Origin of the sequence: Crocosphaera chwakensis CCY0110, assembly GCF_000169335.1 — a bacterium.
Lineage (GTDB): Bacteria > Cyanobacteriota > Cyanobacteriia > Cyanobacteriales > Microcystaceae > Crocosphaera > Crocosphaera chwakensis.
The window spans coordinates 1-13,082 of sequence record NZ_AAXW01000013.1; the positions used below are offsets into that span (position 1 = coordinate 1).

Sequence of the window (13,082 nt, forward strand, 5' to 3'; positions counted from 1 at the left end):
AAATTTGTTCATCTTTGTATAGTAATGATGCTTCAAATTGATTGGCTATCACATTGCCAAAACGAGGTGATGAAATAGTGACTTTTCCTACAGTATCTAAGTCTGATGGATTGAAACTAATTTCTAAATTAATTAAACCTCCTAAATATTCAGTTAATCCATAGTTGCCTAAAGGTGCTATTTTCAAGATATCTATAGGTAAACTTTCTACATTAGCTACTAGATTATCATTGTCACGCTTTACCTGAGCAAGAATAGGAGTATTATTATTATAAGTTTGACGAATTTCAAAGTATTCTATGACAGAAACTAAAGAACAGTTTTGTTTTAAACAAGGACTAATAATAGCAGTAATTTTATCTTGTATTCCTTTTATATTAATAGAAATTTGATTTAAAGAATTTATATTTAGTTCACCACTTAAGTTTGGTTCAAATTGTTGATCATTGAAAGTTAAGTTTGATAAATTGATATCTCCAACTATTTGTAAATTTCCTGGTAATAATGGTGAAGTTAGTAGATTTTTTCCTAATAAAGTTCCTGTAAAGTTACTTTGTCCTGTTAATTCTATTTGTGCTGGTAAAAGTTGTCGATTAATTGGAATTTTATCTAATAATGGTGTTAAGGGTAATTTACTTAAATCAAAATTAGTTTCAACTTCTAAAGAAATAGTTTCAACATCAAGAGATTGCCATAAATTAGAAACTGTTAAATTGCCTTGTGCATTAATATTTTGTTCTCCTACTTCTAAAGAAAATTGTCGAAGATTAATAGGAATAATTGAGACAGATGGTAAAATGGAATTAAGAGGAAAAGAGGCATTAATTGAAGTATTGATCTTATCTGCTGGAAAATCAGAAAATAAATTAGTATTTAAACTAGATAATTTAATATTTTTGGTAGTAATATTAGCATCGATAATGTTATTACTAATATCTCCATTAACGATTAAGGTTCCGTTTCCTATATCTATTTCAGTGTTAATATATCCAGTAACGTCATTAAAGTTTAGTTTTAATAAAGTGGATAAACTAGCTGTTAAATTAGCTTCTAAGTTTTTGATAGTTAAACTTGGATAATTTTTAATAGTAAAGGGTGCAATAGATAAAGGTGTTGTTGTTGCATTAATATTAACTTGTCCTTGATTTACTTCAGTTTGTGCTGTTATACTTCGATTAGCAATCAACAGATCACTATTGGCAGTAATTTGTAAATTGTTAAAATTAGATATTAAATTAGAAAAAGTAATAGATTTCAATTCTCCTTGTATATTAATATCACTATTAATTAAGTTAACAGGAACTGGAATATTAGGAAGAATTTGATTAACCGATAAACTGTTAATATTAGCAACTGCTTCTAAAGACTCATTTTCTAATTTACCTGTTGCTGTGACTAGACTATCTTCTATTCTAAGAACTATATTTCCATCTCCATCAATTTCACTTAAGTTAAGGTTTCCATTATTCCAAATAGTTTCTAAATTACCCGAAATATTCAAACGAGAATCGCTAATTGATACCAGAACAGGTAAGTTAGAAATAAAGGAATTGATAGGTAGTTTTAATGTAGTAATATTTGTTTGTAATTGACTATCATTAATATTGCTATTGATAATAACTTTTCCTTCATTAATAGATAACAAAAAATTTGAATTAACGTCAAGAGATTGGATAAAAGATTGATTTATCTCTCCAGATAAACGAATATTACCTTGTTCTAGAATTAAATTGTCAGGACATTGAAGCTTAATTTCAACGCAAATAAGACTAGCAAAAGATGTTAAACTTAATGACTCTGTATTAATATAAGATTGCCATTTTTTTGTTATTAAGCTTCCACTTCCTGTAATATCAATAATTCCTTGTTCAGTACGAATATTTGTATCTTTTAAAAATAAATTGTTCCGTTTTATAACAATTTCACCTTGACTAACAATAGTAGTATCTTGTTGTGAAAAATCACCAGAAGTTTGCCACTGAATTAAACCATCAATATTAGCTAATTTTCCTTTTAATTCTCCCTTTGCTTGCAATGTATTCAAATTTAAACTAGAAGGTAAGAAATAATAAGTATTAATTAACTTTTTACTCGGTAATGCTACTTGAAAGTTAAGTTGAATAGGAAACTCTTTAATATCAATTGCTTTCTTTTGTTCGATTAATTGACTAATATTCTGGTTAATACTTCCCTTTGCTTGTATTTGTCCTCCTGCTTGGGGTTCAATTAAAAATTGTTCTAATAACGTTTCATCTAAAGTAATTTTAAATTCAGCTAAAATTCTTTCAAACAGTGTTTTTTCTATCGTTACTAATTGATCATTAATAACTTTACCTTGAATGATAGGATTAGTGATTAACCCAGTAACATTAATATTAATATTAAACTTTCCATTTGCTTTTATTGGTAGCTTAATGGGAATTACCTCTAAAATATTATTAATATTTACATTTTGAAGATCAATTTTGATATTACTTCCTTTTTGCCAATCATAATATCCTTGTAATGTAGTAAGAATATCTCCTAATATAATTTTTCCTTGGTTAATTAATATTTTATTTTTCTCAAATTGAAAAGCTAAATCTACTTGAATAGGTTTCTTAAGAGATTGAGCTTTTGCCTGAAAATCAGATAAGTTTAAATTTCCTTGTCCTTCAGTTTTTCTCAAATCTCGCAAAGAAGGTAAATTAAGATTCAAATTAGCCTTAAGATAACTATCATCAATCTTTAAAGGAAGATTAGGAAAAATAGATGACCAAGCTTGCAAAGGTAATTGATTCAGTTGTAAGCTTATTTTACTTTTGGTACTTTTAACAAAGGTTTCCCCTTGTAGTTGAATTTCATTACTTTCGAGTAAACCTAAACTGATATCATAAAGCCACTTTCTCTGTTTACTTTTTTCATATTCTATATTGCCCGCTACTTTAATATTGACTGTTTTTTCTGATTGATAAGGTAATAAAATAATCTCAGTGTTTTTAACATTAACCGATAAATCAAAATTAAGGGGAATAACTTCATCAGTGGCCTTGACATTTAACCATTGACCTGGTTTTTGTTCACGAATTTTACTGTTACCTTTTGAGGAAAAATATTAACAGCTAACTTTCTTTGTAATAAAATTGTTAAAGGATTGAACGTAACCTTAATAGTTTCCGCTCTTAACTGACTACTGTATTCAGTCGTCTCTGGAATATAAGCGTCCTCTAGCTGTAAACTGGTAAAAGAAAAGCCCTCTAACTCACCAATCTCAATAGGACGATAAATAACTTTACTGAGTTGTTTTTCTAACCACGGAGGTAAATACTCCCTTAAAAAGAAACTCAATCCCGTATAACCGATGAAAACGAGGGTCACAGAAGTCGTTGCTATGATAATAGTCTTCGGTTTTCTGGCAAATCTAAGAAAGCGGTTAAACCAACTAGACGAAGCGTTTGGAGGTGGGGGAGATTGACTCATGAGGATTCGAGGATGAGGAGACGTTAAAAGAAGATTTTTTGACTAATCTAACGTACTTCAAAAAAATCTTTCTTAGAAATTGGTGAGCAATAGGGGGCAATATGCCTCACAATAAGAAAGAGAAACCACCAAAGGAGTAACCCACAGATGTTGGCATACATCCTAGCGATCGCTGTTGGCCTTGCAAGCTTAAGTCTTTATTTATCCGCTTTTTTCCTTCCTGAATTACACCGAAAAGATGATTTTCTTTGGAGTGGTGTCGGTTTATTTTACGCCTTAGTTCTTTGGGTATGTGCAGGAAGGGTGACAGGGGGTGTGTTGTTGGGTCAAAGTGCTGCGGTGACGTTAGTGATATGCTTTGGTTGGCAAACCCTTCGCTTAAGACGAGCGATCGCTCATCCTGATGAAAAAACAGACATACAAGGATTTTCTCTATTAAAGTGGGTACAAAACCGCTTCAAGAAAAAATCACCCTCGGTTACCCCTCCGATGAGTGAAACCCCAGAAGAAGAAGAACCTACCCTTCAACCAGACAGCGAAATTATTGCTCAACCTGAGACAGAAATTACCTCAGAAGAAATTAAGATTACCCCTGAACCTGAAATAGAAACCCCAGTTATCTCCCAGGTAGAATCTCCAGAAGAAAGTGCGATTACCCCTGAGACAGAAACAACCCCCGAAGAAACCCCAGTTATCTCCCAAGTAGAACCTCCAGAAGAAAGTGAGATTACCTCTGAACCTGAAACGACCCCTGAAGAAACCTCAGTTATCTCCCAGGTAGAATTTCCAGAAGAAAGCGAGATTACCCCTGAACCTGAAACGACCCCTGAAGAAACCCCAGTTATCTCCCAGGTAGAATTTCCAGAAGAAAGCGAGATTACCCCTGAACCTGAAACTGAAACCACTGAAAACAAAAAACAAGGATTTTCCTTTAAATCCTTATTTGGGTTAGGTAAATCTAAATCTCAACCGATCACACAACCTCCTGAAAAAATAACCTCTAACACTGATCTTGAAGAAAGCAACTGGGACGACGACGACGACGATGACGACAACGGTTCAAATATCGAAGAAGTAACTCCTACGTTAGTAGAAGAAACAGAAGTAATCGCCTCTGAAACCTTTGCAGTTACCAGCGACGTTAGTGAAGAACAATCAACAGAAGAAACAGAACAAACAGAAAGTTTTGAAGAATATGTCGCTGAATTTGAGCCTTATATGGCCGATGATGAAGCAGAAACCCTCATCGAAGATTATCAACCGAAAAGCGAATCCTCTGAGTCTAAAATCACCGAAAAAAACGAGGACAAAACGGTAAACACTGAAGATTCCAGTTCACCAGTTATGGATGAAAAGAACGAGAAAACTGAGGAAAATGAGCAAGAGAAAAATTAACCTATTCTCTCGTCTCTTCTGACTCCTCTCCTTCTTCTAATATCTGATTAATTCCACAAAACAATTGAATCGATTCAATTTGTGGTGAAATTTCCCCAAACCAATCTCGATAAATACCTTGTAACGATGAATCGTCAATCACCGAGTTAACAAAACTTAACCATTCGGGATTATTATCAGGTAAAATAAGTCCGTATTCTTCGCAATCAATGGGATTGGTTGGGACTAACGTATAGTCTGGACCGAGTCTTAAATTTTGTATTTGAGCTTCTCCCACCAAGAGAATACCATCACTAGCAAAAGCATCTATTTTGTTTCCTTGTAGTGCTTGTATTCCTCTAGATCTTCCTGTAACCCCTTGAAACTGAACGAGATTAGCTAAAGGGTATCTTTCAGCCATTAATTGTTCATTAGTGGTATTTCTTAACACCCCAATATCAATATTGTCTAAACTTCTATTCGGATTAATCCTTTTTGCTTTCTCCGTTTTAACTAATAATTGAGTTCCTGTTAAGAAGAAGGGTTGAGAAAATTGTATTTGGTATTCAGGAACTTCTCGAATGGTATTTGGACCACACTCTATATCAACAATGCGATCGCTCGCTAATTCAAAGCGATTATAAAGAGTTGATTTATATAGTTTAAGAGCAATCACTTTTTTATTCAACTTTTGTTTTAATTGTTCTCTTAAAAGAGCGATCAAATCTAAACATAATCCCTCTAAATTTCCGTTAATATCTCGATAGCCAAAAGGAACTGCATCTTCTCTAATTCCAACCTCCAATAAACCTGTTTGATCAATTTTTTCTAATACGCTCATTTCTTGAGTATAGCTAGGCAAAACCCAAGAAAATAGAAGTAATAAATTCACAAAGGATAGATAAAAAACTGATTTTTTCATAATACTTTCTCGTTTAACTAATAGAATCCCAAGGGTCTAAAATATCGTTAAATAAAACTTCTTCAATCCAAGTTTTAGCCACAACTGCTAAAGGAAGTGCTAATAATAATCCTAATAGACCAAAAGTTTGAGCGAAAAAGATTTGCGCCACCAAGGTTACCGCAGGAAGTAAAGATACTTGTTTAGCCATAACGGTAGGCGTTAACCAATAACTTTCAATATTTTGAATAATAAAATACCAAATTAGAATCGCCCAAATTTTCCAAGGATTATCTAATAAAGCAACCATTAAAGGAAAAACGACACTTGTAGCAGGACCCACATTAGGAATAAAATTGAGTAACCCTGCCAATAAAGCATGAACTAACACTAACTTAACTTGTAATAACCATAAACCCACACCACTTAATATGCCAATAAAAAAACAATTAATCGTAACACCAGTTAACCAATTACCTAAGGCAACTTCTGAAAGGGTCAAAATTTCGTCCCCTCGTTTACGATAAAAAGAAGGGAATAATTTTAAAAATAAATGACGATATCTTTGAGGTTGAATAATCATTGTAATCGTCAAGAAAAAAACAAAAACCACTTGTAAAATAATGGCCAAAGAATTAGAAAATACGGTAAAAAAATTGGCAAAAATATCAGTCAATAACGGTTGTAAACGAGTTAATACATCACTTAAAGTAGGAGGCTTAGGTAACCAGTCAAAACGACTTTGTGTTTCTGATAACGAAATTAAATTAGTTCGCAGTCTTTCCCAAACTGTGGGTAATAATGCTAATAACTTTTCAAATTGATCGATAAAAGGAGGAACCACTAACCAAGCGAATAAAATAGCTAAGATTATGATAGTGATAACAACAATGATAATGCCCCAATTACGTCTAATTTTAAATTGTTCAAGCCATTTAACCAATCGATTTAACGCCGTTGCAAAAACAACTGCCGTAAATACCAATAACAATACTTGCCTAATCTGCCAAAGAATATAACCAGAAATGATTAAACTCGACAAGCTGAGCCACTGACCAAGATTCATGAAACTCTAAAAAAACGCTAAGGGGATTTTTTGATCTCTAGGCTACCATTTTGCTTCGTTTTTGGCTCGTCTAATGGTTAGCAACAAAAAAAGGAAGAAAGTAACCTTTCTTCCTATAATCATTGAATTTTTCGATTAATTAAGGTTATCGCAAAGTTCCACTAGCGTTAGTTGCACCAGACTTAGCAATTTCTTTCTTCAACTCTTCATAAGCTTGGTCAAATTGAGGATCACCAAAATCACCAATTCTATTTCGTTCTTGTTGAAGTTCTTTTCTTTGTTCCTCGGTCAATTCAACCAGAATATCAGGTTCAATCCCCTGCTTATTGATATCTCGGCCACTGGGGGTCAAATACTTAGCAATGGTCACCGCTAGTCCTGATGTACCATCTCCTAAGCGTCGAACGGACTGTACTAACCCTTTACCAAAGGTTTTGGTTCCTACTAAAGTAGCCCGATTATTATCCTGTAAAGCTCCCGAAAGAATTTCACTGGCACTGGCAGAACCCCCATCCACTAAAATAACCATAGGTTTATCAGTTAACGCGCGGTTAGTGGCTTTTTGGGCTTCTATTTCCCCGTTGCGACTAACGGTAGAGACGATTTTACCTTCATCAAGCCACATCCGAGCAATTTCTACACTAGAGTAGAGCAGTCCTCCTGGATTCGACCGTAAATCCAAGATATAACCTGTTACCTTAGCTGATTCAGCCTCACGAATCGCGTCACGCATTTCTTCGCTGGCATGAGCGCTAAACTGAGTTAAACGAATATAACCAACCTTACCCGAAGGAGTCTCTTTTACTTGAGCTTTAACGGGATGGAGTTCGATGCGCGCTCTAACAATAGGATAATCAATTTCTTCGTCAGTACGACGAATGGTTAACGTAACCTTGCTTCCTGGTTTACCACGGATGAGTTTAACTGCATCTTCTACTTCCATTCCTTCAGTGGTTTTGCCATTAATCTTAGTAATGACATCTTTAGCCAAAATTCCGGCTTCAAAGGCTGGTGTATCTTCTATAGGCGCGACAACCGTTAATTCTTTTGTTTCTTCATCCTTAGTGAGTTGAATACCTACACCAGTTAGTTCTCCGGAGGTATCAATTTGCATATTTTTGAACTCTTCAGGGTCCATAAAGCGGGTGTAGGGATCACCCAGTTTTTCTAACATTTCCCGAATCGCTTTATATGCTTCTTCTTTAGTTTCGTAAGTTTTAGACCCTCCAACATATTCCTGGCGAACTGCAAGCCAATCTACTTGATTAAATGTACCATCAACGTAGGTGTCATTAATAACTTGCCAAACTTCGTCTACTAACTTTGTAGGACTATCTTCAAGATAAGCAAAGCTACGGGAAAGACGGAACCCCGCTCCGGTCACAGCAACGGCGGTTAAAACTGCTGCAGTTGCACCGAGAACTAACCCTTTTTTGTAATTGACCATAAGCTAAGTAGTGTGTTTATGAAACTTCTATAACAGGCGAGTACTGACTCTAAGAGAGGAACTTGTCTAATTTCTTTTTATTCAGTATATCTTAGACTTTTGTTACTTGAGTAAGTAAACTCATTTTATTGAGTTATTTTTTTTTAGAGTAAGACTCCTCCCAATCATAACATTGTCTTCATGGTGATGATAGAAATCTTATGACAGATAGTACCTTAATTCCTGCTGATTCTCTCAAAAACCAACGTCAAACCTTACGCCATCAACGGCGTTTAAAAGCATGGCAAGGGGTGTGGCGATTTCTATTCCTCTGCGGTATGACAGGGGGATTAATTTGGAGCGTTAGTCTACCTCATTGGCTCATTCGAGAAAAATCACAAATTAAAGTTCTGGGTAATGAGCGACTACAGACTGAACAAATTCAAGCCATGCTCGATATAAGTTATCCTCAGTTAATTTGGAAATTACCCATTCATCAGTTAAGAGAAAAACTCGAAAGTCAACCCCCCCTAGAAACGGTTTATATGACCCGTCAGCTACTTCCTGTAGAAGTGACTATTATGGTGACAGAAAGACAACCAGTAGCTGAAGCGACGATGGCCGATCAGGTCGGTTTTATCGATGATGATGGGGTTTGGATTCCTCAAACATTTTATGAACAAGCAAAAGAAAAACCCTCCGTTAAGCTTAAAGTGTTAGGGTTAAGTCAACAAAGTTTAACCTATTGGAAAAGTATTTATCCTTTAATTCTTAATTCTCCTGTAGAAATCACTGTACTTGATTGGCGTGATCCTAGTAATTTGATTTTACACACTGCTTTAGGAAAGGTACATTGTGGCACTTATCTTGATAGAGAGCAGTTTCTTGAACAACTCCAAGGGTTAGGTAAACTACGTCAGTTATCTTCTGCTGTGGCAAAAGAACGGATTATTTATATCGATTTGTCTAAACCTGATGCTCCCTCAGTTCATCTGGAAGATATTGCGCCAAAATCTGATTAACTTAATCCTGAATCTATCAGTTGAGGGAGATGATCACTTTTTTATATTCTAACTTTTTGAAGATGGTTATTTAAAAGAAAACTGTTTAGATTGAATTAGATAAGTTGAATTCAATTTAAGTATTAATTTATGAATAACTCCACGGAAAATGAAAATAAAAGAGTTCTTAACGAAGGCGATCGCGTTAAGGAAGAAAATCAAACCGTTGAAGAAAAATCAGAACAAATCGCAGTCGATACCTGGGATATTACTGGTCACGAGGTTGTGCCTACCTACTTCGTTGTTGAAAATGAGGATGGTTCTGAAAAAGCATTACACCACATCAAAGACGCAGAAGAAATTAGTGACACTATTCGTCAGGCTAGAACGGATGAAAATGGCGATCGTAAATGGTGGTAACATTTGTCTTAAATAATCAATAATAATAATTGCCTCCAAACTAAAATAGTTGGGGGTTATTTTTTTCTTAATTAAATAAATATAATGGCATGATATCTAAACAAACATTAGAGATCCGTTGGTATGGTTTATGCTTATTACCATCAAATATTTGCAACTGGTTTCAGTCTGATTGTCCTGGCAAAATTTTAGATCAGGTCAATAGTAGAATAGATTACTATTTATGTGCAAACAATAATCATTCCATGAGTGTGAAATTAAGAGAAAATGTCTTAGAAATGAAATGGAAAGATAATAATTTTGATTCTGTTAGGTTGAATTTAGCTGAAGATTGTAACAGTAGTTGGCAAGGTTTTATTGAAAGATGGATAAAATGGAGACATAACAAACCATTATCTTCTGATTTGCAGAAAATCGTAAAAAACAATATAAATAATCCTACTTGGATAGCCGTTCATAAGACAAGATGGCAAAAACTGTATCAAAATGTAGAAATTGAAATTAGTGAAATCAAAATTAATCGAAAATACTATTGGAGTTTAGCCTTTGAAATGGAAGAAACCTTAGAAAACTCAATTGATACTTTTCAGCAAGCCATTACCGATGTTTATAAAACAGTCAATCAATTACAGTTAGAAAATGATCAGTGTTATGCCTATCCTAGTTTACTACTGAAGCACTTATCAGCCATTGGTTACTCGTAACTGAGCAGTAATAACTGTTCAATACTACACTTATTCTTATGTCTTTTGGTAGAAGTGATAAATATCTATTTTTTTTAGAATTATAAACAGGGATAGCATTAAAAAACAAAAGACGATGTAAAAAAGCATTCAATTTCATAAACCACACAGTAGAGAAAATAATTGTTAATTTTTAGGAGATAAAAAACTTATGAGTCCCAACCCTTTATTAGAGATGCAAAACTATGGTCAAAGTATCTGGATGGATAATTTAACCCGTGAAGCCATAGAAACAGGGGAACTCAATCAACTAATAGAAAACCGTGGTTTACGTGGATTGACTTCTAATCCAGCCATTTTTGAAAAGGCAATAACAGAGAGCGATCGCTACGATCAAGCTATTAAATCCGGCCACGAAGAAGAAAAATCTAATCAAGAAATTTATGAATCTTTAGTCTTTGAAGATATCCGTAAAGCTTGTGATATTTTCCATCCTATCTATGAAGAATCAAACGGGTTAGATGGATATGTAAGTATTGAAGTTTCTCCTCACCTTGCTCATGATATTAAAGGAACCATTGCCGAAGCAATTCACTTTTATGAGGCAATTGATAAAGAAAATGTCATGATTAAAGTGCCAGGAACCTTTGAAGGATTTGCAGCCATTGAACAGTTAATTAGTCGGGGAATTAATGTCAATGTAACCTTGTTATTCTCAGTGGATAACTATCAACAAGCAGCTTGGGCTTATATTAGAGGCTTAGAAACCAGGGTTAAAAATAATCAACCAATTGATAATATTGCTTCGGTTGCCAGCTTTTTCCTCAGTCGTATCGATACAAAAGTAGATAAAAGAATTGAACAGAGAATCCGAGAATTAGGAACAGAAAGTTTAAATAAATCCGTCCGTCTACGGGAACTTAAAGGGGATATAGCAGTCGCTAATGCCAAAATAGCCTATCAAACCTTTAAAGATATTATTGCTAGTCCTCGCTGGAAAGCATTAGAAGAAAAAGGTGCAAACTTTCAGAGACTTTTATGGGCAAGTACCAGCACAAAAGATCCTGACTATAGTGATGTTAAATATGTCAACGAATTAGTCGGAGAACATACTATTAATACCTTACCTTCTAATACCTTAGAAGCTTGTGCTGATCACTGCGATCTGAGTCCAAAACGTATCGAAGCTGACGTAGATGAAGCTTATCAAGTGTTTGAAACTTTGAAACATCCTGATATTAACATTGACATGGATCAAGTGCTTGATGAATTACTCAAAGAAGGAATCGAGAAATTTGTTAAGCCTTATGATTCTTTGCTAGAATCTATCGAAAATCAAGCGAAGCAATTAACTCCTAGTTAAAAGCCTGATAGTTATACAAAAAAGAAATAACTTGTATAATACCTCTCCATTTTAGGAGAGGTATACTATTATTAATTCAATACATATTCTTATTTATTAGCTAATTCATTAGCTTTTTGAGCTAATTCTAAATCCTTGTTAGTAATACCCCCTGCATCATGGCTAGTTAAATCAATAGTGACACGATTATAAACATTACACCATTCAGGATGATGCCCCATTGATTCAGCCACTAACGCAACACTAGACATAAAACCGAAGGCTTCTACAAAAGAATTAAATTGAAATTCACGATGTAATTTGCCGTCTTTTTCTGTCCAACCCTCTAGTTGTTTTAATTGATCTTTTATGTCGTCAGTTGATAATACGGTAGCGTTACTCATAATCATCTCATTGTTAACAGCAACAGCTAGATTAGTAGAAGAATGAAAGGGATTAATATTGCTTATTGTCAGCATAAAAATAATCATCACAACTAATAGCAATCCTTTCATTTCATTAACCTACAGTATCTAACACTTTTTCTTTTATTAGCTTAGCAAAAAATTGATGATTTCTGGTAATCAATTATCGCAAATATAACTCCAATAGGATAGGATAGTTATGAAAAAATTATGATAATCTTTCTATCGTTTATTTCTTTGCTATGATTCATAAACCTCTTGCCGTTGTTCTTTTATCAGGAGGCTTAGACTCTGCAACCTCAGCAGCGATAGCCATTGACCAAGGCTATGAAGTGATTGCCCTGTCCCTACGCTATGGACAACGACACCAACGGGAGTTAAACGCAGCCCAAACCATTGCTCAAGCCCTGAATATCTCTAAACACTACATCATTGATGTCAATATCGCTCAATGGGGAGGCTCATCTTTAACGGATAGTTCCTTATCTTTACCTCAGAGTGGTGTTGATACCACCGTTATCCCTTCGACCTATGTTCCTGGCAGAAATACCGTTTTTATTGCCTTAGCCCTGTCCTTAGCCGAAGCAAAAGGCGCACAAGCCATTTATTTAGGCATCAACGCCGTCGATTATTCTGGTTATCCCGACTGTCGCCCTGACTATCTCCAAGCCTATCAAACCTTGGCTAATCTTTCCTCAAAAGCGGGACTCGAAGGAAAAGCCCCATTACTGACCGCTCCCTTGATCACAAAAACAAAAGTCGATATTATAAAAGATGCTATTAAATTAGGGGTTCCTATTGCTAAAACTTGGTCATGCTATCAAGGAAAACCAGAACCCTGTGGACTCTGCGATTCCTGCCGTATCCGCGATCGCGCTTTAATTGAAGCCGGATACCCTGAGTTAGCCACAGTTAAAGGTAGAGAATTTTATGAATAATTAGTAATTAATAGCTAAAGAATTGATTACATAATTATTTGATATTT

At 34.7% G+C, this 13,082-nt stretch carries 11 protein-coding genes and 1 pseudogene; 6 read left to right on the plus strand and 6 right to left on the minus strand.

Annotated features, from left to right (window positions below; genetic code table 11):
* Window positions 1-2,767 (minus strand): annotated as a pseudogene (locus CY0110_RS10040) (translocation/assembly module TamB domain-containing protein); the annotation flags it as partial.
* Between the two features lie 269 nt (window positions 2,768-3,036).
* Window positions 3,037-3,459 (minus strand): hypothetical protein, encoded by a 423-nt coding sequence (locus CY0110_RS30845; protein ID WP_008275303.1) that lies wholly within the window; start codon window positions 3,457-3,459, stop codon window positions 3,037-3,039.
* A 147-nt stretch (window positions 3,460-3,606) separates the two neighbouring features.
* Between CY0110_RS30845 and CY0110_RS10045 the strand changes: the two genes are divergently transcribed.
* On the plus strand, window positions 3,607-4,854 hold the full coding sequence (locus CY0110_RS10045) for a Ycf66 family protein (protein WP_008275304.1): 1,248 nt from the start codon (window positions 3,607-3,609) through the stop codon (window positions 4,852-4,854).
* Between the two features lies 1 nt (window position 4,855).
* On the opposite strand, the gene CY0110_RS10050 is transcribed toward CY0110_RS10045, so the two are convergent.
* The 3 genes from CY0110_RS10050 to ctpC all read right to left on the minus strand — a co-directional run bounded on the left by CY0110_RS10050 (window position 4,856) and on the right by ctpC (window position 8,247).
* A complete protein-coding gene (locus CY0110_RS10050) occupies window positions 4,856-5,755 on the minus strand; it encodes an amino acid ABC transporter substrate-binding protein (RefSeq protein ID WP_008275305.1) in 900 nt (299 codons plus the stop codon).
* A 13-nt stretch (window positions 5,756-5,768) separates the two neighbouring features.
* Entirely contained in the window at window positions 5,769-6,800 is a 1,032-nt protein-coding gene (locus tag CY0110_RS10055) for an AI-2E family transporter (protein WP_008275306.1), read from the minus strand.
* Window positions 6,801-6,945: 145 nt separating this feature from the next.
* The gene (gene ctpC, locus CY0110_RS10060; RefSeq protein ID WP_008275307.1) at window positions 6,946-8,247 is read right to left on the minus strand and encodes a carboxyl-terminal processing protease CtpC; all 1,302 of its coding nucleotides are present in this window, start codon (window positions 8,245-8,247) and stop codon (window positions 6,946-6,948) included.
* A 200-nt stretch (window positions 8,248-8,447) separates the two neighbouring features.
* On the opposite strand from ctpC, the gene CY0110_RS10065 reads away from it, so the two are divergent.
* From CY0110_RS10065 to tal, 4 genes are all read left to right on the plus strand, one after another.
* Window positions 8,448-9,248, plus strand: a complete 801-nt coding sequence (locus CY0110_RS10065; protein WP_008275308.1) for a cell division protein FtsQ/DivIB — start codon at window positions 8,448-8,450, stop codon at window positions 9,246-9,248.
* Window positions 9,249-9,377: 129 nt separating this feature from the next.
* Window positions 9,378-9,647: a hypothetical protein gene (locus CY0110_RS10070; protein WP_008275309.1), complete on the plus strand. Its 270-nt coding sequence runs from the start codon at window positions 9,378-9,380 to the stop codon at window positions 9,645-9,647.
* A gap of 89 nt (window positions 9,648-9,736) precedes the next feature.
* Entirely contained in the window at window positions 9,737-10,351 is a 615-nt protein-coding gene (locus CY0110_RS10075; protein WP_008275310.1) for a hypothetical protein, read from the plus strand.
* 190 nt (window positions 10,352-10,541) lie between these two features.
* A complete protein-coding gene (gene tal, locus CY0110_RS10080) occupies window positions 10,542-11,693 on the plus strand; it encodes a transaldolase (protein WP_008275311.1) in 1,152 nt (383 codons plus the stop codon).
* Window positions 11,694-11,782: 89 nt separating this feature from the next.
* Here the strand turns inward: tal and CY0110_RS10085 are convergent, their stop codons facing one another.
* Entirely contained in the window at window positions 11,783-12,187 is a 405-nt protein-coding gene (locus CY0110_RS10085) for a 4a-hydroxytetrahydrobiopterin dehydratase (protein ID WP_008275312.1), read from the minus strand.
* A 152-nt stretch (window positions 12,188-12,339) separates the two neighbouring features.
* Here CY0110_RS10085 and queC point away from each other — a divergent pair, with 152 nt between their 5' ends.
* The gene (gene queC, locus CY0110_RS10090; RefSeq protein WP_008275313.1) at window positions 12,340-13,035 is read left to right on the plus strand and encodes a 7-cyano-7-deazaguanine synthase QueC; all 696 of its coding nucleotides are present in this window, start codon (window positions 12,340-12,342) and stop codon (window positions 13,033-13,035) included.
* Window positions 13,036-13,082 lie beyond the last annotated feature (47 nt).